This window comes from Barnesiella sp. An22 (genome assembly GCF_002159975.1).
In the GTDB taxonomy this organism is placed as follows: Bacteria; Bacteroidota; Bacteroidia; order Bacteroidales; family Barnesiellaceae; genus Barnesiella; species Barnesiella merdigallinarum.
The window spans coordinates 216,021-240,737 of record NZ_NFJR01000003.1 but is presented as its reverse complement, the minus strand read 5'-3'; the positions used below and the strand labels follow the sequence as shown (position 1 = coordinate 240,737).

General features: G+C 53.9%; 16 protein-coding genes and 1 CRISPR repeat array. Of the genes, 6 read left to right on the top strand and 10 right to left on the bottom strand.

Going from position 1 to position 24,717, the window contains the following annotated elements:
- The gene (murF, locus tag B5F38_RS05020) at positions 1-1,563 is read right to left on the bottom strand and encodes a UDP-N-acetylmuramoyl-tripeptide--D-alanyl-D-alanine ligase (RefSeq protein ID WP_087408213.1); all 1,563 of its coding nucleotides are present in this window, start codon (positions 1,561-1,563) and stop codon (positions 1-3) included.
- Positions 1,560-2,339 (bottom strand): alpha/beta hydrolase, encoded by a 780-nt coding sequence (locus B5F38_RS05015; protein ID WP_087408212.1) that lies wholly within the window; start codon positions 2,337-2,339, stop codon positions 1,560-1,562. The genes murF and B5F38_RS05015 overlap by 4 nt, the downstream gene beginning before the upstream one ends.
- A 135-nt stretch (positions 2,340-2,474) precedes the next feature.
- Here B5F38_RS05015 and ligA point away from each other — a divergent pair, with 135 nt between their 5' ends.
- The 3 genes from ligA to dapA are packed head-to-tail and all read left to right on the top strand — an operon-like array spanning position 2,475 to position 5,996.
- On the top strand, positions 2,475-4,478 hold the full coding sequence (gene ligA / locus B5F38_RS05010) for an NAD-dependent DNA ligase LigA (protein ID WP_087408211.1): 2,004 nt from the start codon (positions 2,475-2,477) through the stop codon (positions 4,476-4,478).
- Between the two features lie 12 nt (positions 4,479-4,490).
- On the top strand, positions 4,491-5,069 hold the full coding sequence (locus tag B5F38_RS05005) for a hypothetical protein (RefSeq protein WP_143240912.1): 579 nt from the start codon (positions 4,491-4,493) through the stop codon (positions 5,067-5,069).
- Positions 5,070-5,102: 33 nt separating this feature from the next.
- Positions 5,103-5,996 carry a 4-hydroxy-tetrahydrodipicolinate synthase gene (gene dapA, locus B5F38_RS05000; RefSeq protein ID WP_087408209.1) on the top strand — a complete coding sequence of 298 codons (894 nt, stop codon included), beginning with the start codon at positions 5,103-5,105 and terminating at the stop codon, positions 5,994-5,996.
- A gap of 263 nt (positions 5,997-6,259) precedes the next feature.
- Positions 6,260-7,129: direct repeats of the CRISPR family, unit length 36 nt; unit sequence ATCTACAATAGTAGAAATTAAAGTGTCTGTATAGAC.
- 193 nt (positions 7,130-7,322) lie between these two features.
- On the opposite strand, the gene B5F38_RS04995 is transcribed toward dapA, so the two are convergent.
- The 3 genes from B5F38_RS04995 to cas12a all read right to left on the bottom strand — a co-directional run bounded on the left by B5F38_RS04995 (position 7,323) and on the right by cas12a (position 12,870).
- Positions 7,323-7,535 (bottom strand): CRISPR-associated endonuclease Cas2, encoded by a 213-nt coding sequence (locus tag B5F38_RS04995; RefSeq protein WP_241147810.1) that lies wholly within the window; start codon positions 7,533-7,535, stop codon positions 7,323-7,325.
- Positions 7,536-7,588: 53 nt separating this feature from the next.
- Entirely contained in the window at positions 7,589-8,572 is a 984-nt protein-coding gene (gene cas1 / locus B5F38_RS04990; RefSeq protein WP_087408207.1) for a type V CRISPR-associated endonuclease Cas1, read from the bottom strand.
- A gap of 545 nt (positions 8,573-9,117) precedes the next feature.
- Complete coding sequence (gene cas12a, locus B5F38_RS04980) at positions 9,118-12,870, bottom strand: type V CRISPR-associated protein Cas12a/Cpf1 (protein WP_087408205.1); 3,753 nt, start codon at positions 12,868-12,870, stop codon at positions 9,118-9,120.
- A 237-nt stretch (positions 12,871-13,107) separates the two neighbouring features.
- Between cas12a and B5F38_RS04975 the strand changes: the two genes are divergently transcribed.
- The gene (locus B5F38_RS04975; protein WP_087408204.1) at positions 13,108-16,095 is read left to right on the top strand and encodes an AAA domain-containing protein; all 2,988 of its coding nucleotides are present in this window, start codon (positions 13,108-13,110) and stop codon (positions 16,093-16,095) included.
- A gap of 111 nt (positions 16,096-16,206) precedes the next feature.
- Here B5F38_RS04975 and B5F38_RS04970 read toward each other — a convergent pair whose 3' ends face one another.
- The 3 genes from B5F38_RS04970 to metA all read right to left on the bottom strand — a co-directional run bounded on the left by B5F38_RS04970 (position 16,207) and on the right by metA (position 20,883).
- Positions 16,207-17,901 (bottom strand): serine protease, encoded by a 1,695-nt coding sequence (locus B5F38_RS04970; RefSeq protein WP_087408203.1) that lies wholly within the window; start codon positions 17,899-17,901, stop codon positions 16,207-16,209.
- Between the two features lie 241 nt (positions 17,902-18,142).
- Positions 18,143-19,969, bottom strand: coding sequence for a U32 family peptidase (locus B5F38_RS04965; RefSeq protein ID WP_087408202.1), 1,827 nt, complete (start codon positions 19,967-19,969; stop codon positions 18,143-18,145).
- Positions 19,966-20,883, bottom strand: coding sequence for a homoserine O-succinyltransferase (gene metA / locus B5F38_RS04960; protein ID WP_087408201.1), 918 nt, complete (start codon positions 20,881-20,883; stop codon positions 19,966-19,968). The genes B5F38_RS04965 and metA overlap by 4 nt, the downstream gene beginning before the upstream one ends.
- A 291-nt stretch (positions 20,884-21,174) precedes the next feature.
- Between metA and B5F38_RS14550 the strand changes: the two genes are divergently transcribed.
- Positions 21,175-21,306: a hypothetical protein gene (locus B5F38_RS14550; protein WP_255376493.1), complete on the top strand. Its 132-nt coding sequence runs from the start codon at positions 21,175-21,177 to the stop codon at positions 21,304-21,306.
- A gap of 118 nt (positions 21,307-21,424) precedes the next feature.
- On the opposite strand, the gene B5F38_RS04955 is transcribed toward B5F38_RS14550, so the two are convergent.
- Both B5F38_RS04955 and B5F38_RS04950 read right to left on the bottom strand, forming a co-directional pair.
- On the bottom strand, positions 21,425-21,718 hold the full coding sequence (locus B5F38_RS04955) for a Dabb family protein (RefSeq protein ID WP_025278172.1): 294 nt from the start codon (positions 21,716-21,718) through the stop codon (positions 21,425-21,427).
- Positions 21,719-21,733: 15 nt separating this feature from the next.
- Positions 21,734-23,350 (bottom strand): ATP-binding cassette domain-containing protein, encoded by a 1,617-nt coding sequence (locus B5F38_RS04950; protein WP_087408200.1) that lies wholly within the window; start codon positions 23,348-23,350, stop codon positions 21,734-21,736.
- A 197-nt stretch (positions 23,351-23,547) separates the two neighbouring features.
- Between B5F38_RS04950 and B5F38_RS04945 the strand changes: the two genes are divergently transcribed.
- A complete protein-coding gene (locus B5F38_RS04945) occupies positions 23,548-24,687 on the top strand; it encodes a PDDEXK nuclease domain-containing protein (RefSeq protein WP_087408288.1) in 1,140 nt (379 codons plus the stop codon).
- The last annotated feature ends 30 nt before the right edge of the window (positions 24,688-24,717 follow it).

The window sequence follows — 24,717 nt, the reverse complement described above, 5'->3', positions numbered from 1 at the left end:
TTACTTGAAGGTGTCGGGCAGGTCGTTCTCGTAGAGGACGGTGTCGCCGGCTTCGGCTACCTGGGCGAGGCGGGCCTGTGCTTCGGCAAAGGAGTCGGCCACGAAGAGCTTCTCTTCGGGGAAGTTCTCGGCCTGCAATCCGGCCAGAATGGCGTCGCGGTTGTAGCGGCCCACCACCATCACGTAGTCGCAGGCGGTGGCGAGCTGGCGGCCCAGCGTGCGGTTGTATTCGACCTGTTTGTCGCCCAGCTCGATCATGCCCGGGGTGATAGCGATGCGCTTGCCCTGGGTCATGCGGCGCAGCACGTCGAGTGCCATGCGGGCGCCGTCGGGGTTGGAGTTGAAGGCGTCGTCGATAATCGAGATTCCGCCCGGCGTACGTTTCATGTTCAGGCGGTGTTCCACCTGCTCGATGCGGCTCACGCCGTATTGTATCGACTGCACGGGCACTTGCAGGTGCCGGGCCACGATGACGGCGGCCATGAGGTTCGACAGGTTGCACTCGCCGATGAGTTTCGTGCTCAGTTCGATGCGCTCGCCGCCGCCCACCACGGTGAATCGGGTGGCGTCGCTGTCGTAGCGGATGTTCTCGATGTGGTAGTCGGCACCGGTGTCGGCGATGGTGTAGCGTTTCACCGGCACGTTGTTGACGGGGCGGTTGGCGATGTAGGGGAAGTCGTTGTTGACCACGGCAAAGCCCGAGGCGGGCAGGGCGTCGACCAGCTCGAACTTGGTGCGCTGCACATTCTCGATGCTCTTGAACGACTCGAGGTGCTGCTCGCCCACGGCGGTGATGATGCCTATCTGCGGATTCACCAGGTCGCAAATCTCCTTGATGTCGCCTATCTGCTTGGCACCCATCTCGCAGATGAATACGTTGTGGTAGGGCTTCATCTGCTCGCGCACGGTACGTATCACGCCCATGGGGGTGTTGAAGCTGCCGGGGGTCATCAGCACGTTGTACCGCTCGCACAGGATGCGGTAGAGGTAGTGCTTGGTGCTGGTCTTGCCGTAGCTACCGGTAATGCCGATGATGGTGAGGCCGGGCATCTGGGCCAGTATTTGCTTGACCTCGTTGTAATATTTGCGGTTGATCTGTTTCTCGACGGGTTGCATCAGCCAGTTGGCAATCATCATCAGGTAGGGGGCCAGGATGGCCAGAGCCAGCAGGGCGCGGCTGCCGTTGTCGAGCGTGGTCGTGGCGGCAGCAAGGCCGGCAATGACGAGGGTCAGCAGCAGGGCGGCCACATAGAGGCGGGTGGCCCGGCGGGTGAATACCAACGGCTTTTTGTACTTGGCCTTCAGGTGGTTCACGCTCTTGTAGAGGGCGACCGTGATGGCGACAATCTGCACGAAGAGCGGCAGAAAGTTGGTCGAGAGCAGCAGGAGCAGAAACAGGTCGACGAGCCGCGATACCGAGGCGAACGATTCGCCTTTGAGCCAACGGTTGTAGCGGTCGTTGCGGTAGGTGTTCTGCTGCATCATCTGCAACTGGAATTTCACTTCGGTTGCGGTGTAGAAGAGCAGGGCCAGGAAGGTGATGATGGAGAGTATCTGAGTCATGATTCTTGTTTTATATCGGGCTGTAAAAAGTTTTGTACCACGGCATTAAACTCGTAGGGCTTGTCGAGGAAGCTGTAATGTCCGGCATCGTCGAAGGCCACGAGCCCGGCATCGGGGATGAGGCGCTCCATGGTGCGGGCGTCGCGCAGGGGGGTGGCGGTATCGTTCTTGCCCCAGATGAGGAGCACGGGGCACTGGATGCGGGGCATCACCGCCTTGAGGTCTTCGTTCACCACCTTGACCAGAATGTTGCGCATGGTGCCGGTGAGGGCGTTGTAGTCGGCCGACCCCGATTTGCGGCGATAGGCCTCGATGGTTTCGTCGGCCCGTTTGCGGCCCACGACGAGGGGGAGCAGCCGTTTCCACAGTTTGAACGAATAGACCTTCACGTAGTATTTGAGCGGACGGCGGGGTTTCACGCCGGCGGCATCGACCAGAATCACCTTGCGGGTGGCGTTGCGCGAGGCAAAGAGTATCGACACCCGGCCGCCGAACGAGTGGCCGATGAGGATGGGGCGTTCGATGCCTTCGGCCCGGGCAAAAGCCTCGACCAGGCGGGTATACTCCTCTACGCCCCACACGGCCGGCGGCGTGCTGCTGCCGCCGAATCCCGGGAAGTCGAGGTTATAGACCTTGAAGTGAGGCGTCAACAGCCGTTCGATCGAGGCCACGGTGGTGTGGTTGCACCCCCAGCCGTGCATCAGTATCACGGGCAGGCCTTCGCCTTCGACGTTGTATTGCAGCGTCACTCCACACAAATTTTTTGTTTGCAGCATTTTTTTGCGCTTGATGATTTTACCCGCAAAGATAAGTTATTTATGGCTATCGGCGTATAACATTCTTGGCAAATTATACCCGATTTTCTGGGTAAAAATCTTACATTTGTGTAGAATTAAAAACCTCACTGTTACATGGAATCTCCCCAGGAAAAGATAGCTCGCCTGCGCAAGGAGCTCGACGAGCACAACTATAACTACTATGTGTTGAATGCCCCGACCATCGACGACCGCACCTTCGACGAGATGATGCACGAGTTGCAGCAGATCGAGGAGGCCTACCCCCAGTATTTCGACCCCAACTCGCCCACGCAGCGGGTGGGCAACGACATCAACCGGGCCTTTACGCAGGTCGAGCACCGCTACCCCATGCTGTCGTTGGGCAACACCTATTCGATCGAAGAGGTGTCCGCCTTCTACGACCGGGTGCGCACGGGGCTGATGGGCGAGGAGTTCGAACTGGTGGGCGAACTGAAGTTCGACGGTACCTCCATCTCGCTCATCTACGAGCATGGCCGGCTGGTGCAGGCGGTGACGCGGGGCGACGGCACGCGGGGCGACGATGTGACTGAGAATGTGAAGACCATACGCAGCATTCCCCTGCAACTGCGGGGCAACGACTATCCCGACTCGTTCGAAATCAGGGGCGAGATACTCATGCCCTGGGCCGTATTCGAGGCGCTGAACAAGGAGCGTGAGGAGCAGGAAGAGCCCCTCTTTGCCAACCCCCGCAACGCGGCAGCCGGTACCCTCAAGTCGCAAAACTCGGCCGTGGTGGCCGCCCGGGGGCTCGATGCCTACCTCTACTATCTGCTGGGCGACAATCTGCCGGCCGATACCCACTACGAAAATCTGCAGCGGGCCCGCGCCTGGGGCTTCAAGATTTCCGACGCCATGCGCATTCTCCACTCGGTCGACGAGATGAAGGAGTATATCAACTATTGGGACACTGAGCGCAAGCATCTGCCGGTGGCTACCGACGGCATGGTGTTCAAGGTCAACTCGCTGCGCCAGCAGAAGAACCTGGGCTACACGGCCAAGTCGCCCCGGTGGGCCATTGCCTACAAGTTCCAGGCCGAGCAGGCGCTCACGCGGCTCAACTCGGTGTCGTTCCAGGTGGGGCGCACGGGCACGGTTACCCCGGTGGCCAATCTTGACCCGGTGTTGCTTTCGGGTACCATTGTCAAGCGGGCCACGCTGCACAACGAAGATATAATCAACGCCCTCGACCTGCACATAGGCGATATGGTCTATGTCGAGAAGGGAGGTGAAATCATACCCAAGATTACGGCCGTCGATACCTCGGCCCGCGTGCTGGTGGGCGAGAAGGTGCGCTTCATACGCAACTGCCCCGAGTGCGGCACGCCGCTGAAACGCATCGAGGGCGAGGCCGCCTGGGTCTGCCCCAACGAGAAGGGGTGCCCGCCGCAAATCAAGGGCCGTATCGAGCACTACATCAGCCGCCGGGCAATGAATATCGACGGCATCGGCAGCGAGACGGTGAACCAGTTCTACAACGCCGGGCTGGTGAAAGACGTGGCCGACCTCTATACCCTGCAAGCCCCGGCGATAGCCGAGCTCGAACGTATGGGCGAACGCTCGGCCCAGAACATCGTCGATGCCGTGCGGCAGTCGTGCGAGGTGCCCTTCGAGCGGGTGCTCTTTGCCCTGGGCATACGCTATGTGGGCGAGACCGTAGCCAAGAAGTTGGCCTTGGCCCTGCACTCGATTGACCGGCTGCGCGAGGCTACGGTCGAGGAGCTTACCCAGATAGGCGACATCGGCGAACGCATCGCCCAGAGCGTGGTGGCCTACTTTGCCGATGCCGACAACCTGCGGCTCATCGAGCGGCTGCGCGGCTATGGCGTGCAGATGCAGATTACCGAGGAGCGGCTCTCGGAGCGGACCGACAAGCTGGCCGGTGCCACGATTGTCATCAGCGGTACCTTTGCCCACCACTCGCGCGACGAGTACAAGGCGATGATCGAGCAGCACGGCGGGGTGAATACCGGCTCGGTATCGGGCAAGACCACCTATCTGCTGGCCGGTGCGAACATGGGTCCGGCCAAGCTCGAGAAGGCCCGCAAGCTGGGGGTGCGCATCTTGTCGGAAGATGAATTTTTGGAGATGATTCGATAAACAGCGTGTGATATGTGTCTTTCGTGGATTACTGGATGGCGAGTGAGGCGCAGGTTGCAGCAACCTGCGCCCGAGAGGTTTCGGGCCTTCGACGAGGCCGATAGGCTGGTCATGTTGGCACTGGGGCGCGATATACCGTCGCTACGGCCCGTGCTGGCCGAACTGGCGGCCGCCGGCAAAAAGATAACATTGGTGGTCGATGCGCGCAGCAAAAGCGAGCTTCCCGCCTCCATACCGGGGTGCGACCCCGTGTTGTCCCTGCGCAGTTCGTGGTTGTGGCGTAGGCCCACCCGGCAGTTCCTCGAGAACTTCGACCGGCACGACGGCGAGGTGCTCATCGACGTGTCTACCGCCCGGTCGCTGCCGCTGCTTTGCCTGGCCGTGCACTCGCGGGCGACCTTCAAGATAGGGGTGCCCAAGGAGGAGGCCAACCCCTTCCACCTGCAGATACTGGTACCCGCTCATCACCCTGGGAAAGAGGCCGATGGCGATGCTCCGGCTTCGGGGAAAAGAGGCCTCGATGCAGGCGAATTGTTGAAGAATGCGCTTTTTTATTGGAAGAAAATTGGCGTAAAAGAGAATAATCTGTAATTTTGGAAGCGAAAATAAATAGAGGGTAGAAATATGGCAAGAATCAATTTAAGCGGAATGGGTGTGGCACTTATCACGCCGTTCAAAGAAGACGAGAGTATCGACTTCGAGGCCCTTTCCCGACTGATTGAACATCTGATACAAAACGGCACCGACTATCTGGTTGTTTTAGGTACTACTGCCGAGACTCCCACACTCACCGAGGAGGAGAAGGCAGCCATCAAGAGTTTTGTCGTAGAGCGGGTAAAGGGTCGCATCCCCCTGGTTCTGGGGTTGGGCGGCAACAACACGCGCGGCATTGTGGAGCATTTGAAGCACGACGACTTCACGGGCTACGACGCCATCCTGTCGGTTGTACCTTACTATAACAAACCTTCGCAAGAGGGCATCTATCAACATTACAGCGCTATCGCGCAAGCCTCGCGGCTGCCGGTCATCCTGTACAACGTGCCGGGTCGTACGGGTGTGAACATGAGTGCCGAGACCACGCTGCGGCTGGCCAAGGAGTATCCCAACATCGTGGCCATCAAGGAGGCGTCGGGCAACATCACCCAGATGGACGACATCATCAAGAACAAGCCCGCCGACTTCATGGTCATCTCGGGCGACGACGGCATCACCTTCCCGCTGCTCACGCTGGGGGCTGTTGGGGTCATCTCGGTTATCGGCAACGCCTTTCCCAAGGAGTTCAGCAAGATGGTGCGCCTGGCGCTCAACGGCGATTTCAAGAACGCCCTGCCCATACACCACCGCTTCACCGAGCTCTTCAGCCTGCTCTTCGTCGACGGCAACCCCGCCGGTGTGAAGTGTCTGCTCAACGCCATGGGCTACATCGAGAACAAACTGCGCCTGCCGCTCGTGCCTACGCGCATCACCACCTACGAGAAGATACGCGCCGTGCTGCAAAGCCTGCACTACATTCCTTAAAACCTCAAAGAACGGTACCCGTGAAATAAAAGGGAGAAGGTGCGGTATATCGGGGCCATACCGCTATTTGACCCTATGTCTGTATGCCCCTGTCGGGAGATTCTTCCCCAGAGAAAATCGGGCAATATTGTCGTTAAGCCATAAGCCCCCAGATGCGGGGTAAAAAAGAAATGCAAGGTCAGATTCTTTGGCCCGTTAAAAACCCTGCATTACGTGTAGAATGCTGCAAACGGTTGTGCCGTATAAATCGCCTGCCCTCCCGTAAGTACAATAGCAAAAATTAAAGTGTCTGTATAGACGCAAGCCCGTTACCGTCAGAGCATCATCTCATCTACAATAGTAGAAATTAAAGTGTCTGTATAGACTGAGACCTACAAATATGTGGACGTTATATCTACAATAGTAGAAATTAAAGTGTCTGTATAGACTGTAAGCATACCCGTAAAGCAGGAGCTTGATCTACAATAGTAGAAATTAAAGTGTCTGTATAGACGTAGTGATGGTTGTTTTTTCCATATTGATCTACAATAGTAGAAATTAAAGTGTCTGTATAGACGAAAAAGCGAAAAAGCAAAATGACAGCATCTACAATAGTAGAAATTAAAGTGTCTGTATAGACGAAAAACCTGTGCGAAAAAGAGTATATAAATCTACAATAGTAGAAATTAAAGTGTCTGTATAGACCATTTAGGTGCCGGTACAGTCGGTCTTATCTACAATAGTAGAAATTAAAGTGTCTGTATAGACACCGCATCGCCGTAAGTGACGGTTCATAATCTACAATAGTAGAAATTAAAGTGTCTGTATAGACTCATGAGTGCAAAACAAATTCCCAACATTATCTACAATAGTAGAAATTAAAGTGTCTGTATAGACTTTCTTTTTGTGTCACCCTAGTTCCGTATCTACAATAGTAGAAATTAAAGTGTCTGTATAGACAACGCCAAATATCGTTAATAAAACAACAATATCTACAATAGTAGAAATTAAAGTGTCTGTATAGACGTCGGTATGGCTTGCCGCAGGTTGAGATCTACAATAGTAGAAATTAAAGTGTCTGTATAGACAATGGAATGTAGAGAAGCCGCTTATCTCTAATCTACAATAGTAGAAATTAAAGTGTCTGTATAGACTCTATTCCATACAAATATCGGGTTTATTTTTTAATAATCAAAGTATTATCATAAAATTTTTTGGGGTTATTTTATCCCCCCTCTTTCTCTATGTGTTTGTTTTTAGGGGCTTATAATGCAGATAAACAGGCGTTTATGGGGTTCGATAGCGAAAATGGTGAAACGAACACTTGTCAATGGCGTCATAAAGCGATTAAAAAAAGACGATATCGGTATCGCGGTGAATGGCGTGTCCATATTTTATCAGGTTTTTATTGTCGACTTCGAAAAGGATTACACTGTCTGCCGGAGAGAAATGTTTGGCATAGGCATTTATTTTTATTTTTATGTTGTCGAGAACTCGTCGGGTGTTAACAACCTCGTATACAGAATACTGTAAACGTATGGCACCGTTTTTGGTTAGCATTCTTTGAAATCGGCTTCGGAGTAAATCGTCGGCCAAATCGTAACTTATTATTATCATTTTTCAAAATCAAATATTGGATATTCTTTTTGAGATTTTTTTTGCATAAAGCAGCGGTAATAGGCCTGTATATAAGAGAAAATCTCTTTTTTGTATCCTATAAGCGCTTTATAAAAAACATTATAGTATTTTGCGCAGCAGTCCAATTTTAGATGGTACTCCGATTTTCGATAAATAAAATCGGATTTTACAAATTGTTTGTGATTAAACGCTAATAGGACAGCGTGGTCGATGATACATCGGAATGGCTCTATTAAGTCGCATATAAGTGATTTTCGTTTAAACCAAGCCCTATGGTATACGCCTATGTATAAATCGAATCCAAACATTCGCACAAAACACTCCATGTAATTGAATAAAATGGTATAGCCGATGTCCAGTGTTACATTGATGATGTCTTGTTTGGTTCGCGGCATACGGCTTTTCCAGCCGAGGTCTTGATAGTATGCGCTGAAATAGTTTTTGGAAATAAAACCTTCAAGGCCCAATAGTTGGTTGTATTCGGTAATGTCGTCGATGGTGTTTAATGCCAATCGGCACGAGTCTATTGCCGAGGTGGTCGATGTATCTTTTTTTCGGGTCTTTTTTAAGGCGATTTGTTGGTTGTGGATTTTGTTTTTTATGATGGTTTTGGCTATCGATAAATCGTTGTTGGCGTATTCATATTGCTTTTGACGTAAAAGATAGTTTGCTTCGGCCGAATTGGCCCAGTAAAAAACCGGTCTCAAATTGGGTTTGAGTACCACCAATGCGACATTGAATTTTTTACATTTCTCTATCAGGGGGGTGGTTATTGTGATATGACCTATTATGAACAGGGCTAACAGTTTTTGGAATGGAATTTTGGTGAGTGTGCGGTATACGTCATCTTGTTTCTCTTCCAATAAAAGCTCGCCATTGGATACACGCATATTGCGATTGTGTTCGATACAATTTATTACAAAGATGGTACGGGTTTCTATGTCTTTACTCGTATACATGGCCTAAGTTGGTTTTGTCGCAGAGACTGCAATAGATGCAATGTCGGCATTTGTTGGGATTTACGGTAATCGGTTGTGAGGGATTGAACCTTCGAAATGAGGCTATAAAATATTCCAATTCTTTTCGTTCTTGTTCATTGGGAAGGCTTATAGGATAGGTTTTGTGAGTAGAGCTTTCGTAAAAAGCCAGTCTTTTCACATCATAGCCCATCTCTTTCATACAGAAATACTGCGCCCATAATTGATATAATTGTCCTCGAAATATCTGTTTCAGAATGTATTTCCGCTCGATTAAGGTTTGGGTCGAGGCTCTGTAAATATCTATCTTTCCATAGATTTGCAGAGTCTCACTCCATACGGTTATTGCTACCATGTCGCGGTTTTGTGCCGAGGCTTTTGGGGCGTCTATGGTTTCGTGAGCAATTTTCCCTTTTACTTGTGGGGAGGCATGATACAGACTTTCGTCCGACTCCATATATACATTGTGTAGATATATGGAGTACGGACAGAAAATAAAGTCATTCAACTGCGAGATGGCAATAGGCTCATTCATAGGTCGTCGTTTCGTCCAAGCCTTGTGCAAACCGCAGCCATTCTTTGTTGGAGAGGGTTAGGGATATGGGGTCGTTTTCGGGAGTCGCTTGTATGCGTCGGGCAAGCATGAGCCCTTTGCGGGCGATGTTGTATGCCCCGTTGGCATCGGCATTGGCCGGCAGGGAGCTGTCGCAGGTGCGGCTGTCGAAAAATGTCCCGTAATGGTTTTCTACGGGCGACACCATGTAGTCGATGTTGGTGCCTGTCACGCTATTTCGCAACTGAATCATCAGCTTGAAGAGTTCGAACAGTTCGGAGAAGAACTTTTTCTCCGACTGGTTGCAGATAGCTTCTTTCAAGTTGGAGGTTATCTCGATGCCCCACGCTTCGAAAAGGTCTCGGAAAGCTTGGGTGAGGTCAATCTCTTCGTTGTCCCATTGGTTGTTTTTGGCGGGGTTCCGGAATGTTCGCACACGGTTCCCGTGAGAGCTCAGGCACCACGATGAGCGAGTTCCCTCGGCCTTTTTATGGAAATTGTTGTAGTCGAATGTCCACTCAAAAGTCCCTTTGTCGGCGCGGTAACGAATCGAGTCGAATTTGCCGAAGAAGGCCCGGCTCTTGTCTACGTTTTCATAGCGGGTATCAAACAGATTGACAAAACCGGTTGTCGGGTCTATCTTGCTGGTGTTCCAGGCCGGGATATAGAAGAGGAAGCCGCTTTGTTTTCCCATTTTTTTGAAACTTTCGAATTTGTTGGTCAGTTGGTAGGCATGAAGCAGTCCGCCCGGTTGGTCGGCTTCGGCTGTTTTGAATACCAGATAGTTGAGCTTGTCAATCAACATCTTTTCAAATTTTTGGTAGACTTGTTTTTCTACCTTCTGTCGGCTGCGTTTGAAGCCGGCATTCAAGTCTTCGAGAACCACGATGGCCTTGTATTTTATCATCAGTTCCGAGACCTTGTGAACGACCTGGCTCAAATACCCTTCTTTGAGCTCCTTGATGTTTTCGATGCTTTGCCAGCTTTGTCGGGCCTTTTGTCGTTCATCTTCTTTCTTTTGCAGCAGGGCATGATAGTCGGTTCTATATTGATGTCCCTGATATTGAGTGACAATCTCGTTCAGGGAGAATTGTTCGCAAATGCGCCCTTGGCTGTCGATTACCACGAGGTAGAGCAGATGCCGTTCCCCGCGGTCTATCCCGATGATGTGCAGGTCGTCGGCTGTGCGTATATAGTCGGTTACCGAGGGGTTGATGTTGGAGGTGCCGGTTGCTTTGAAATTGATTGTGATGGGAACATGAAACTGAAATTGGTCGACCGTATACCGTTTGTTTTTGATTAGGTCGTAGGGGAAACAACTCTCTTCTGTGGGGGCTTGTTTTTTCTTGATGGGTAATCCGGCCGGGTGCTCGGGATGCCGGGCCGAGAGGCTGGCTTTGCGGAAGAATATTTCGGCTTGCCCGTTGAGTTTGTAGACAACATTCATCAGGTTACGTTCGTCGAAGAGCATTTCCCAGTACAACGTGTGCATGTTGGGCTTCCCTTTGCTGTATGTCGAGAAATCTTTGTTGTATATCTGGAACAGAAATATTTTACCGTCGCGCACCAGTTCGTCGATGTATTCGCACGCTACGGGTACGAATGAGAGTTTGTAACCTTGTGTTTCGATTTCGCGGTAGAAGCCGCTCATGTCGGTATAAGAGGAGGTGTCGGAGAATTTGAAATGGAAATTGCGCCACTCCTCGTGCTTCTCGATCGAGTCTTTGAAGAAATCGATGAGGGCATGGCAGTCGTGCAGGTTGAAATTCTCGCCTTTCTTGTGAGTGCCTTGTTGGTAACGGGCCAATAGTTCTTCGCTGGGATTGAATTCGTCGATTCGCGATTTGGAGAAGAAAACTTTGGGCAGCATTTTGTTGGCTCCGGGCAGTAGTTTATACTCCATCTTTTCATAGCAGTCGCCTCGTTCTGTCCCCGGGTATTGGGAGAAGACCCGACGGTGATTCCGGTGCATGATGGCCAGGTAGTACCGGCCGTTACGCCGCAGGATAACCGAGGTGTTGTCGACCTCCTTGTTCAGATCCCAGCCGTTGAGCAGTGTGGGATTCTGAAAGTTGAGTTTGATTTTTTCTTCGGAGTAGGGTTTGCGGGTAAGGTAGTTACGCACCATGTTGTACAAGGGAGTAATGGTGTCGAGTTCGTTCCAAAATTCGGTGAAATCGCCATAGAAGCGTTCGTCTTTTTCGGCCTCTTCGCCCGTGTCGAGCAGAGGCTTGATAAACAGTTGCAGCCCTTTGAGCGCATCGAGTAGTTTCTTGATGCGTGCCACGGCTTCGGCATCTTGGGCCAGGGGGACATCTGTTGCATGGAGGCGATTCTGCATCTCCCGGAAATCGGTATAGGCATTGGCTATGCGGGCAAACCAGTTTTCTTGCTGCGAGGTTTCGGTCTCGACAGCCCCCAGGCTCTCGAAATAACTTTCGATCGAGGGCGATTCTTTGCCGGTTTCGGTCAGACAACCGTTCAGAAAGGCAATCGAGAAGCCGGGATAAGCTTTGAAGGCTTTTTCGATGCGGCTTTGGTATGCTTCGTATGTTTCGCGCCGCTTTTGAGGATTGGCTCTTTCGAGGTGGCGCTTGATGGCTTCGGGCAGTATGCTCCAGCTGCCATAGTGCCGTTGCGATATTTCGGTCAGAAGCGAGTCGTTGCGAATAAAGATTTTTTCGGTGTCGTAGGTATGCAGGTTTTCGAGCAGATATTTCAGAGACCCATCTTTCAGGGTATAGGTCGAGAGGTGATTGTAGCATTGCTCGATAGCCGAGAGCAGTTGGCTGTTGTCGTCGAATTGCCGGGGGAGCCACGATATGGCCTCGCGATCGGTCAATATCTGCTTGAAAAGCATCTTGAATTTGGGCAGCTTTTCTTGTTTGTGTCGCTGATTGTACAGGTTGATATACTCGTTGAGGCCTTTGATTTTTTCGCCGGTTTCGGTGGCTTTTCCTCCGATTAAAGCGTTATATACGTCGATATGTTTTTGGGTGAGTAACAGATTGAAATAGTCGAGGGAGAAGATATCGTGGAGCCGCTCTACTTGCAGGTATTCTTCGAAATTGTGGTACAGTTCGTCGAAACAAGAGGCCAATTCGCTGGCTGCAATCCGGTCGAACACTTTCATGTTGTCGACGAATTTGGGAAGGTTCTCGTTGATTAACCGATAGGCGATAGCCGTAGATTTCTCGTCCGGCGAATACATGTTTTGGCGGTTCTCGTGGAACCCGGTAAAGTAGACGGTAAAGTTTTGAAATTCAGAAATCAGACTCGTTTTCTCGGCAGCGTCTTCCCCGTCCCGGACGAATTGGATAAGGTCTTCCTGTATCAACTCTTTTTTATCGATGCGGGAAAAATGTTTGTCTTTGGTGAGACTGTCGGCAATCTGTTTGCGCAGAGCGTCCTGTATTTTTTTGAAAGTTTTCTTCTGTTGCTCGCTTTTTGCCCCGATTTGATAGTAGAAAAAAAACTCTTCGAGCGAGTTGTGTTTCCCTATGCTTTCGGTTTGCAAGCAGGTGTCGGAGAGAACGCGGTCGATAAATGCTTTGTGGTATTCGTCGATGATGGCTTTTACTTTTACGTAGCTTTCGGCCCGGTGCCGGTCTTCGTCGAGTATCCCGCTGGCTTCGATGTTCTTCAAGGTGTTACCTATGGGTATCAGTTTGAACCGTAGCGTTTTTGAGAGAGGGAATAAATTTGTAAAATCAGATAATGTTTTCATGGCTATTTCTGTTAAAATGAATAATCTCAAAGATAATAAAATGGCATTAAAATAGGGCTCGGAAGATGAAAAAATACAATGCCCCGGTTGAGCCATTGTATTGAGTCGTGACGTTGTAGCTGCTTGGACTCTCTGGTGAAGCTGTCGTTCGAAATTTTCTGTACAAATCCCTTCCCGTTTATTTGGGCTGCTGGCGGCGATTGGGTATTTTTGTAGGGAGAAAAGCGAGGAATAGCGATGAATCACCCCGAGAGAGAAGCGTATGAATTTGACCCGTTGCGCCGCATCGGAGCCGAAGTGATAGCGGTAGGCGAGGAGGGGCTGCGGGTGCGCCTCGACGAGCCGGATCTGCCGGCCGAGATGCGGGTGCTTGTGCACCGGGCCGGGGTGAACGGCGAGTTTGACGAGACGTTGCGTCTGGTCGAGCCGGGCTCGCGGTTGAATCTGGTCGATGTGGCGGTGGTCGACGATGCGCTGCTGCCGCACTATCTGGTTTTGGAGCCCGACTACCTGGTCGATGTGAGTGCTCTGGCCGAGTGTGTGCAGGAGTATGGGGCGGGGTGGCAACGCTACTTCTGGAACCGTATCCGGCCCAAGGCGGTGACCGACTCGATACTGCTGGGTAACTCGGTGAACCTGATGTTCGACGAGCTGGTGACGGCCGACGATTGCCGGGCGGTTACCTTCGAGTTGCTGATGCCCAAGTTGTTCGCCCGCTATCCTACCGAATTTGCCGCTACCCAGTCGATAGACCGCTCGTTTTTCCAGACCCTTCGCCAGCAGTTCGACACGTTGCAGCTACTCATGGAGCATGTGTTGCCGGCCCAGTCGATAGACCGCCGGCGGGCCATGGTCGAGCCTGCATTTGTGTGCGAGGCGCTGGGGTTGCAGGGGCGTCTCGACTTTCTGCAGCGCGAGGGCGGGCTGTGCGGCATCGAGTTGAAGGCGGGGCGTCCGCCCTTCCCCGAGGAGAACTGTACGAAGATAGCCCCGCCGCACCGGGCCCAGTCGGTGCTCTACCAGTTGATGATGCAGAGTGTGCTGGGGGTGCGCCTCGACGAGCAGCGGTTCTTCCTGCTCTATGCCCGCAGCCGTTACCCCGACGGGCTGTTGCGGCCGGTGGTAGCGACGCCCGACGAGCTGCGCACCCTCGTCAATCTGCGTAACAGGATAGTGGCGGCCGAGCGCGATGTGGCCCGTTACGGGGCCTCGCAGGCCGAGTGGCTCACCAGCCAGTTGAGTGTGGAGAATCTGATTCCCTGGCCCAGCCGGTTTACCGACCGCTATATCCGTCCCGAAATCCAGCAGGGGCGTGCCCGCCTCGAGCGCCGGCCCGACAATCTGCTGGCCCTGAGTTATTTCTACCGGTTCTATGCCTTTGTGGCGCGCGAGCACTACCTGTCGAAAGTGGGGTATGCCTCGGGTTCGGGCATCTCGGGGGCTGCCTCGCTGTGGCGCATGTCGCGCAGCGAGAAGGAGCAGGAGGGGTATATGTTCACCGGGTTGAGGCTGGTGCGCAACGATGCGGCGGCCGAGACTCCCGAGGTGGAGTTTGCTCTCTCGGGCGAGCGGTTGCTGCCCGATTTCAGGGAGGGCGATATCGTACTTTTTTACCGATGTGACCGTGAGGCCGACCAGGTGTCGACTTGCCAGATATTCAAGGCGACCGTGGCCACGCTTTCGCCCGAACGCATCGTGCTGCGGCTGCGCGACAGCCAGCTCTTTGCCGGGGCTCTGCCGGCCGAGTCGCTCTATGCCATCGAGCACGACTATGTCGACTCCTCGTTTACCACCCAGTACAAGGGTCTCTACACGCTGTTGGGGGCCTCGCCGCACCGGCGCGGGCTGCTCACGGGCGATGCTGACGAACAGCCGCAGCGCAACGGGTTGCGCCGGCTGACCTACGACTACGACAATCCGCACCTGGCACGCATCCTCACCCGGGCGATGCAGGCCGACGACTACTTTCTGCTGGTGGGGCCGCCGGGCACGGGCAAGACCTCGATGGCCCTGCGCCACATGGTGCGGGAGTTCATGGCCATATCCGACTGTCAGATATTACTGATGGCCTATACCAACCGGGCGGTCGACGAGATTTGCGACAAACTCGACTCGATTGCCGAGGTGGACGACTACATACGGGTGGGGCAGACCCTCTCGTGCGATGTGGCTTATCGGTCGCACCTCTTGTCGGAGCGCATGAAGTTGTGCCGGAACCGCGAGGAGGTGAGCCGTACCATCGGCGAATGCCGCATCTTCGTGGCCACGCTGTCGTCGCTCTCGAGCAAGACCGAGCTCTTCAGCCTCAAGCGGTTCGATGTGGCCATCGTCGACGAGGCTTCGCAGATACTCGAACCCCAGCTTGTGGGGGTGCTCTCGGCCGCTACGCCTACGGGGCGCGATGCCATAGGCAAGTTTATTCTCATCGGCGACCACAAGCAGCTGCCCGCTATCGTGGTGGAGCCGCCCGAGGAGTCGGCCATCACCGACAGCCGTCTGCGGGCCGCCGGCTTCACCGATTGCCGGGTGTCGCTCTTCGAACGCCTCTACCGCTCGTTGCCCGAGGGGTCGCCCTTTGCCGACATGCTCGATTGCCAATGGCGCATGCACCCCGACATAGCCGCCTTTGCCAACCGCTATTTCTATCACGGCCTGCTGCACAACGGCACGGCCGACCATCAGGTTTCGCCGCTGCCGTTTACCCGCAGGGGCGACGATGAGTGGGAGCAGCTCGTGGCCACGCGGCGATTGGCTTTCCTGCCCACCGCTACGGTGTATGCCGGCAAGAAATACAACGACGAGGAGGCCCGCAAGGTGGCCCAAATCGTGCATGCCCTCTATCGGCTATATGGCCGCAACGGACTCGAGTTCGGTCGCCAGTCGGTCGGTATCATCACCCCGTACCGGCACCAGATAGCCCGCATCCGTCAGGAGCTCGACCGGTTGCAGGTGGCGGCATTCGACGCGATACGCATCGATACGGTCGAGCGGTTCCAGGGGTCGCAGAGCGATTGCATCGTCTACTCGTTTTCGGTGAACGACGAGCGGCAGCTCGAGTGGCTGCCCAGCTATACCGAGGAGGCGGGCCAGCTCATCGACCGTAAGTTGAATGTGGCCCTCACCCGGGCTCGGTGTCAACTCTTCGTGCTGGGCAACAGCGCGTTGCTGGCCCGCAATCCGCTATACCGGCAATTGGTGGAGTTTCTGGAACAAGAGCCCGATTAGACAGAAAACAGGATTCTCACCCCGAAGCGGGGGGAGACAGCGATAAAAAAAACAGCCCGACGGACGCATGGTCTGCCGGGCTGCTTTATGAGGTGGTGAGTTTTTTCGGGGTTAAAAACTGATACCTATCGAGCAGGCCAGACCCGAAAGAGTCTTCGACTTCATGCGGTATTCCTGGTCGTCAAACGGTTTCATCTTCTTGCCCAGATAGCCCAGGTTGATGAATACGTAGTTTTGATACCCGAACTTGTAGGCTACCTCTACACCGGCGCCGAATCCGTAGTCGATGCCGGTCAGGTCGGAGCCGAGATAGAGACCGCCCAGCACCTTGGCGTAGGGTACGAGGTAGATGGGGCCGCACTTGACGGGCAGTTGTCCGCCCAGGTTGAAATCGATGTCGAATACATTCTGGGTACCGGGTTTGATCACTTCGTTCAAATCTTCCCACTCCGTCTTCTCGGTGTTGATTTTCAGGAGCGACCCCGTAATCTCGTAGGTCACGAAGGTGAGTATGGTACGCTTGAAGGCCAGGCTGTACGACAGGTCGAATGCGTTGTTAAGCGGGGAGATGAGGCCCAGATAGACCGACGTGCCGAAGCCGTAGCTCTTGGAGATGCCGTTGGGCTCGATGTTGCTGGCCTTCACATTCTCGGCATCGACCAGCCGCCAGCGCCCCTGCTCCATCATCCATTGGGTGGAGATGCTTTTGTTGCCTGCGGTGTAGACCACCTCGGCCTTCCGGGTGAGTGTATCGAGGCTGGCTACCGTAGAGAAGGTATAATTCTTGCCCGAGAACTGGCGGCAGATGATGTCGGCCAATCCGATGCGGATACCCTCGAGCGGACTCCCTTGCTCGAAGCACGATTCCATGGCGTCGGTTGCCGGATCGGAGGCGGCGATGACCAGGTCGTAGAAGGTGTCGGCCGAGATATTCGACACGTATTGGTACGAAACGAAGGGCATCATGGCCTGGTAGGACGACTGGGCGGCCTGGAGCATCCCGGTGGCTCGCTTCGACACTTCGTCGCGGGTGAGCAGGAGCTGGGTATTGCTCGGGTAGTTTTGCAGCAGGTCGTCGATGGCGCGTGCCGGGATGGCGAAGTTGGTGTTTTCGCGGCCGGCGGCTTTCCAGGTGTTGATACCAATCACGGCGTAACCGGTGGCAGCCTGTTCGTCACGGATGAGCAGCGGACCGCCCGAGCTACCGGCATCGACCTGCGCCGTGTGTTGTATCAAGGGGAGCTCTTTGCTGTTGGTCAACGACTTGATGAGGGCATTGGCATTCGACACGATGCCTTGTCCGAACTGCCACGAGGGGCGGTCTTCCAAGGCCGGGAAGCCGGCCGTGAATACGGTTGTGCCGTCGGTTATGCTCTGGTCGGTAGTCTCGAGGGCAGGCACGTTGGCTCCTTCGGGTAGGGCGATAAAGGCCAGGTCGAAGTCGTCGTGTACGCCTACTACCGGGCACGCGTCGAATCGCTTGGTGCTGTTGTCGGGCAGTGAAAACTCGATGTCGACCCGGTCGGCCTGTTCCACCACGTGGCGGTTAGTGATGATGTACAACCGGTTGTTGTGTTTGTCGCGGTAGGCAAAACCGGTACCGAACGAGCCCTTCCCGTAGTTCTGGAGTACGTCGGCTGCCGCATGGAACCCGTCGCCGCGAAGCGATTTGCTGAAGTCGGCCAGGAAGGTTTGTGTGGTTTCACTGAGTTTGGGGCGTACGATGGCCACCGTTTCGCGCAGGTTTTGAGCCGATGCGGCAAATGCCAAAATCAACGACAAAAAAGTCAAAAACTGTTTTTTCATAGAAGTGTGTTCTTGATGGTGGTAAGAAAATTTTTACAAAGATATGAATTTCTGGCTGATAAAAAAGACTTTATCCCGATAGATTGTGTTTTTATAATATTAAGTCTGGGCTAAAGATGAAAGTGGGCATGTGGTAAAAAATCTGAAAAAGGAGGAAAGCACGACGGCTTGTCTCCGAAATGAGACAAGCCGTCGTGCTCTATGTAGTTTAATATGTGGCTGTTGACTGTATGAATGGGGCCTATTTCGCCTCTCGCTGTATGGTCATCTGGCACGCCTGGCAGTCGAAGTGCAGGGCCAGTCGTTCGCCCTTGTAGAGCAGGGTGAGCGGTTCGGGCAACTCCTTGCCGGCGGGAGTCTTCCTGCAATATCCCAGCATGTAGCGGATGCAGTGGCGCGTGAACATGAGGGGTACCCCTTCGACGGGTTTCGTCTCGAAAGCGGGTGCTATGCTCGTGACGCCGTGGTCGCGGTAGAACTGCTCGGCCAGGTGGTTCGACACGTTGCCCAGGTAGTTGATGGCGTTTTGCGGGAATCGGGCCGTGAGCTCCTCGGGCCGACGGCGTTCGGGTCGGCAGGCGATGCGGCGGGCGCGGTCGAGCCATTCGACGCCCCGTTGCCGCAGTTTCGACAGGGTAGAGGCGGGGATGAAGAGGCTCTCGTCGAGGGCGATGTCGATGCGTGTGGCAGTGTAGACGGAGGTGCCCAGTTTGCCCAGTTGTTTCTGTTGCGTCTCCTGCTGCGGGGTGCGGGCCGGCTGGTGCTGTGCCTCTTCGCGCACGGTCACCGAGAGGCCGTTCTCGTCGGTGAGGGTGAGGGCAAAACCGTCGGGCACGGTATAGAGTCGCATGGTTACCCCGATGCGGCGGTCGGCCGTGGGGCGGGCAAGCTGTTTCTCAAACTCGAAATCGAGGTTGCGATAGAGCACCGTGCGGGGGGCGATGTCGATGCGCGAGGCGGGGTAGATGCGGTTCCCTTCGGCCCGGTTGACCCGTACCCCTTCGAACTCGCCCCGGCTGTTGACGAAGCAGAGCCCGTCGCCGTTGTGCAGCGAGGTGGTCCCGGCCACGACAAACGAGTTGCGGTCGGTCTGTTTTACCTGGCCTACACGTTCGCCCAGCGACTTGGGGGTGTCGGGCGAGGCAATGGGGGCGGCGGTGCGTCCGTCGAGAAAGTAGTGGGTAAAGCCCCGGTTGAAACTCTTTTCGAGCCGGGGGGTAAAGTCGATAATCGAGCTGCCGGTCGAGGAGCGGCGGTACTCGGGCCGCCGCTCGAAGATGCGGTCGAGCGTCTGCCGGTAGTAGGCGGTGCAGTTTTTCACGTAGGCCATCTCCTTGAGCCTCCCCTCGATTTTGAGCGAGGTGACGCCGGCATCGAGCAACTCTTCGAGGCGGTCGCTCTGGTTGAGGTCGCGCAGCGAGAGCAGGTGCTTGTCGCGGGCTACGATGCGGCCGCGGCCGTCGACGAGCGTGTAGGGCAACCGGCAATACTGGGCACACTCGCCCCGATTGGCACTGCGGCCGCACAGGGCCTGGCTCAGGTAGCACTGCCCGCTGTAACTTACACAGAGGGCCCCGTGCACAAATACCTCGAGCGGAACCTGCACCGTAGCGCTGATGGCTCGTATCTCGTCGAGCGAGAGCTCCCGGGCCAAAACCACCTGCGAGAATCCGCACCGTTCGAGAAACTGCACCTTCTCGGGGGTACGGTTGTCGGTCTGCGTGCTGGCATGCAGGGCAATGGGCGGAATGTCGAGCCGGGTGATGCCCATGTCCTGCACGATGAGGGCATCGACCCCGATGTGGTAGAGCTGGCGGATGAGCCGCTCGGCCTCGGCCAGTTCGCGGTCGTAGAGCAAGGTGTTGAAAGTGATGTAGATGCGGGCATCGAAACGGTGGGCAAAGTCGACGAGCCCGGCCAGGTCGTCGAGGCTGTTGCCGGCCGCGGCCCGGGCACCGAACCGGGGTGCACCTATGTAGACGGCATCGGCCCCGTGGAGGATGGCCTCTTTCCCTATCTCTGCATTTTTGGCGGGAGCCAACAGTTCTATGCGGCGAGCGTTTGTCATCGAATATCGTTCAGATTATAAGGAGTTTGTTGATATACAAAGTAGTTGAGCCAGTTGGTAAAGAGCAGATTGGCGTGTCCCCGCCAGGTGACCACGGGCGGGTTGTCGGGGTTGTCGCCGGGGTAGTAGTTGCGGGGCAGGGCGATGTCGAGCCCCTTGGCCCGGTCGCGCCGGTACTCGATGTCGAGCGTGAGGGCCGAGTATTCGGAGTGGCCCGTGATGAAGAACTCGCGACAGCCGCGTGCCATGACCATGTAGACCCCCGCCTCTTCCGACTCGGAGAGGATGGTGAGCTCGGGGTTCCGCTCGATGTCGCTGCGGCGCACCTCGGAGTAGCGGCTGTGAGGCACCTCGAAGCGGTCGTCGAAGCCGCGGAAGATGGGATTCTTCTCGTCGTGTTTGTGGTGGGTGAACACGCCGAACAGCTTGTGGGGCAGTGCATGCTTGGGTATGCCGTAGAAGTGGTAGAGCCCCGCCAGCGCCGCCCAGCAGATGTAGAGTGTGGAGGTGACGTGGGTACGGGCCCAGTCGAAAATCTCGGTCAGCTGGTCCCAGTAGTCAACCTTCTCGAAGTCGAGCCGTTCGACCGGTGCGCCGGTGATGATCATGCCGTCGTAGTTGTGGGTGCGTATCTCGCTGAAATCCTTGTAAAAGGTGTCGATATGCTCGACGGGGGTGTTGTGCGAGATGTGGCCCGAGACGTTCATCAGGTCGAGCTCGATTTGCAGCGGGGTGTTCGAGATGAGCCGCAGCAGGTCGGTCTCGGTGACGATCTTCAACGGCATCAGGTTGAGAATGAGTAGCCTGAGCGGGCGAATGTCCTGCGTGGAGGCACGCAGGTCGTCCATGACGAAAATGTTTTCGGCTTTGAGTATCTCGACAGCCGGCAGCGATGCGGGAATCTTTACGGGCATGGTCTCTCCTTTCGGTTGGTTGGCAGCTTTTCTGTCAGTACAAAAGTATAAAAAAATGGCGGGCTGGTAAAATCTTTGCCGATTCGGGGATAAACTATTGAAATTTATTTTGTTAATAGTTGTATAGGTCGAGGGTTAATTGAGCGTGAAATATAAAATACATAAAAAAGCAACATATTTTTTATGTTGTACAACATGTTTTTCTCGGAAATGGTATTATCTTTGTCCTTGTAAAAAGAGTAAAGAATAAATCGTTCCCCACAACGGGTGGAGAACACAAAAGGCTGAATTATGATGAAAGAACAAATGACAGTAGAGATGCTTCGGTATCAGATAGCGAAGTATCGTGCCATGGGAAATGGCGCCATGTGCCAGGAGTTAACAGCCCTGTTGCAACAAAAACTGGCAACTGCGGTTGCCTGACTTTTAGAAAAGTTTGAGGCTCCCCGCCAGGGAGGGTCGTATGAAATACGACGAGAGCGAAAGACCGGGTTTCCCCGATTTTCCGCTCTCGTTTTTTTTATGTCGTTTCCGGCCGGGTTTAGCAGGTGTAGTCGACGCAGGCGCGGTCGGCCTTGTGACCGGCCAGCAAGCCGGCGGCAGCTACGTGAGCCGGGTGTTTGGCATAGGTCTCCACGTCGGCCATGCAGTCGACGGTAGCGGTGAGCACTACATCCCAGCTCTCGGCGGGATTTTCGTTGATACCCACTTCGATGCTGCGGAGCACGTCGATAACGGCGGGCAATTCGAGCAGGGCGTTTTTGAATCGGGTGGCCACCTCTTTGCGTTCCTCGGGTGTGCCGGTGAGTTTGAAAGTGACAATGTGTTTTACCATAACCGAATATCTTGTTTATAAGTTGTACAATCGTTCGCGGGCGGCCTGCACCTTTTCGTCGGTGATGTAGTCGTCGTAGTCCATCATCTTGTCGATGATGCCGCCGGGGGTGAGCTCGATGATGCGGTTGCAGACCGTCTGGATGAACTCGTGGTCGTGCGACGAGAGCAGCACGTTGCCCTTGAAGCTCTGCAACGTGTTGTTGAAGGCCTGTATCGACTCGAGGTCGAGGTGGTTGGTGGGCGAGTCGAGTATCATGGTGTTGGCATTCTTGAGCATCATGCGGGCAATCATGCAGCGCATCTTCTCACCGCCCGAGAGGACCGAAGCCTTCTTGAGCAGCTCTTCGCCCGAGAAGAGCATGCGGCCCAGAAAGCCTTTGAGGTAGAGCTCGCTGGTGTCTTCGGAGAACTGGGCCAGCCAGTCGATCAGATTCATGTCGGTGTTGAAAAACGAGCTGTTGTCGAGCGGCAGGTAGGCCGTGGTGATGGTCTGTCCCCACTCGTAGGTGCCGGCATCGGGTTTCATCTCGCCGTTGATAATCTCGAAGAGGGCAGTCATGGCACGCGGGTCGTGCGAGATGAAGGCCACCTTGTCGTCCTTCTCGATCGAGAAGTTCACATCCTTGAAGAGCAGCGTGCCCTCGATCGACTTTTCGAGCCCTTTCACCTCGAGAATCTTGTTGCCCGGCTCGCGCGAGGGGGTGAAGATGATGCCCGGGTAGCGGCGCGACGAGGGTTGAATCTCCTCGATGGTGAGTTTCTCGAGCATCTTCTTGCGGCTGGTGGTCTGTTTCGATTTGGCCACGTTGGCGCTGAATCGCTGGATAAACTCGAGCAGCTCCTTGCGCTTCTCTTCGGCCTTCTTGTTCTGTTGCTGTTGCTGACGCAGGGCCAACTGGCTCGACTCGTACCAGAAACTGTAGTTACCGGCAAAGAGTTGCACCTTGCCGAAGTCGATGTCGACCGTGTGGGTGCAGACCGAGTCGAGGAAGTGACGGTCGTGCGACACCACCAGCACGGTGTTCTCGAAGTTGGCGAGGTAGTTTTCGAGCCACATCACCGTCTCGAGGTCGAGGTCGTTGGTAGGCTCGTCGAGCAGCAGGTTGTCGGGGTGGCCGAAGAGTGCCTTGGCCAGCAGCACGCGCACCTTCTCCTTACCGCTCAAGTCCTTCATCAGCATGTAGTGCTTGTCTTCCTTGATGCCCAGGCCGCTCAGCAGGGTAGCGGCGTCGCTCTCGGCGTTCCACCCCTCGAGCTCGGCAAACTTCTCTTCAAGCTCGGCGGCGCGGATGCCGTCGGCATCGCTGAAGTCGGGTTTGGCATAGAGGGCATCCTTCTCCTGCATGATGTCCCACAGCACGGTGTGGCCCATCAGCACGGTATTGATGACGGTAAACTCGTCGAAAGCAAAGTGGTCCTGACTCAAGACCGAAAGTCGTTCGCCCGGCCCCAGGGTGACGGTGCCGTGCGTGGGCTCGAGCTGGTTGCTCAAGATGCGCATAAGGGTCGATTTCCCGGCGCCGTTGGCTCCGATAATGCCGTAGCAGTTGCCCGGGGTGAACTTCAAATTAACGTCTTGGAAAAGAACTCTTTTACCAAATTGAATACCTAAGTTGTTTACCGTAATCATCTTTTACCTGTTTTTCAGGGCGCAAAGGTAGCGCTTTTTTTCGAGATATAAATCATGTTCAAGCGAATAGCTCGAAATAGGGAAGAATAAATAAGAACAGATAGTGGTCGAATCGTATATAAATGATATATTTGTAAACCTCCGTTGGGGGAATGAAAAGAGTGTAAATCGAATTTTTTGAGGGCGTGCAAGCAGGTATGGAAATGAATAAATTGTCTGAGGCCAAATATGGTGAAGCCGTTCGAGCGATTAAAATTGCCATATTGCAGAGCCAATATCGGGCTGCCAAGCTCGTGAATAGGGAGCAGTTGGTTTTGTATTATGGTATTGGCCGTTATATTTCTCAAAATTCTCGTAAGGAATATTGGGGGACAGGGGCTATTGCATTTATCAGTAATAGATTGCAGATGGAGCTGCCTGGGCTCCGGGGCTTTTCGGAACGTAATTTGAAGAATATGCGCACGTTTTATGAAGAGTGGCAATCATTGGATTCTAAATCGGCAGTTGTAACTGCCGATTTACCAGAGGAAGGTTGTACAGAGGATGACAGTTCCGCAGAAATTCGGCAATTACAACTGCCGAACTTCAAAGATTTTCCGGTAGAGGAATTTTTCAAAATCGGTTTTACTCATCATATAGCCATCTTGTCGCAAGTTAAGTCCATTGAAGAGCGTTATTTCTACATAAAGCTAAGTGCTCGAGAATACCTGAGTGTCGATTCATTAAAACGGTTAATACGTGAGGATGTTTATCACAAGCAAGGTGCGTTGGCCAACAACTTTATGGAAAAGTTACCGACGGCCGAATTGGCTCGCAGGGCCGTAATGACGTTCAAAGATGAGTATCTGCTTGATTTTATCAATGTGGAAGAGCTCGGCGCTCGAGACATTGAGGATATAGATGAAAGAGTTGTAGAGAATAAGATTGTTCAGAATATCAAGAATTTCATTATGACCTTTGGTCGGGACTTTGCTTTTGTGGGAAATCAGTTTCAGGTCGAAGCGTTGGGCCATACGCATGTGATAGATTTGCTCTTTTTTAATCGGGAACTTTCGGCTTTGGTGGCTGTTGAACTGAAGACAGGGCCATTCAAAACGGCGTATCTCGGTCAGTTAAACATGTATTTGCGGGTATTGGACGATTTTGTGCGTAAGCCGAATGAAAATCCTTCGATAGGTATCGTGCTATGCAAAAGTGCCGATAAAGCGTATGCCGAATATGCGATTCGGGATTACGATAAGCCTATGGGAGTTGCTACCTATAAAACGGCATCGGATATGCCCGAACGGTTGAGAAAGGCTCTGCCCGATGTAGAGGATCTCAAAAAGTTGTTGTAAGAAATATGGCTTGATTGCATCGGGTGCGAG

Coding starts and splice junctions, on each gene's coding strand:
- B5F38_RS04975 (WP_087408204.1), top strand. CDS start 13,108: ATGAATCACCCCGAGAGAGAAGCGTATGAATTTGACCCGTTGCGCCGC.
- cas12a (WP_087408205.1), bottom strand. CDS start 12,870: ATGAAAACATTATCTGATTTTACAAATTTATTCCCTCTCTCAAAAACG.
- dapA (WP_087408209.1), top strand. CDS start 5,103: ATGGCAAGAATCAATTTAAGCGGAATGGGTGTGGCACTTATCACGCCG.
- B5F38_RS04965 (WP_087408202.1), bottom strand. CDS start 19,969: ATGACAAACGCTCGCCGCATAGAACTGTTGGCTCCCGCCAAAAATGCA.
- B5F38_RS05015 (WP_087408212.1), bottom strand. CDS start 2,339: ATGCTGCAAACAAAAAATTTGTGTGGAGTGACGCTGCAATACAACGTC.
- B5F38_RS04945 (WP_087408288.1), top strand. CDS start 23,548: ATGGAAATGAATAAATTGTCTGAGGCCAAATATGGTGAAGCCGTTCGA.
- ligA (WP_087408211.1), top strand. CDS start 2,475: ATGGAATCTCCCCAGGAAAAGATAGCTCGCCTGCGCAAGGAGCTCGAC.
- B5F38_RS04955 (WP_025278172.1), bottom strand. CDS start 21,718: ATGGTAAAACACATTGTCACTTTCAAACTCACCGGCACACCCGAGGAA.
- B5F38_RS05005 (WP_143240912.1), top strand. CDS start 4,491: ATGTGTCTTTCGTGGATTACTGGATGGCGAGTGAGGCGCAGGTTGCAG.
- B5F38_RS04995 (WP_241147810.1), bottom strand. CDS start 7,535: ATGCTAACCAAAAACGGTGCCATACGTTTACAGTATTCTGTATACGAG.
- metA (WP_087408201.1), bottom strand. CDS start 20,883: ATGCCCGTAAAGATTCCCGCATCGCTGCCGGCTGTCGAGATACTCAAA.
- B5F38_RS04970 (WP_087408203.1), bottom strand. CDS start 17,901: ATGAAAAAACAGTTTTTGACTTTTTTGTCGTTGATTTTGGCATTTGCC.
- B5F38_RS14550 (WP_255376493.1), top strand. CDS start 21,175: ATGATGAAAGAACAAATGACAGTAGAGATGCTTCGGTATCAGATAGCG.
- B5F38_RS04950 (WP_087408200.1), bottom strand. CDS start 23,350: ATGATTACGGTAAACAACTTAGGTATTCAATTTGGTAAAAGAGTTCTT.
- murF (WP_087408213.1), bottom strand. CDS start 1,563: ATGACTCAGATACTCTCCATCATCACCTTCCTGGCCCTGCTCTTCTAC.
- cas1 (WP_087408207.1), bottom strand. CDS start 8,572: ATGTATACGAGTAAAGACATAGAAACCCGTACCATCTTTGTAATAAAT.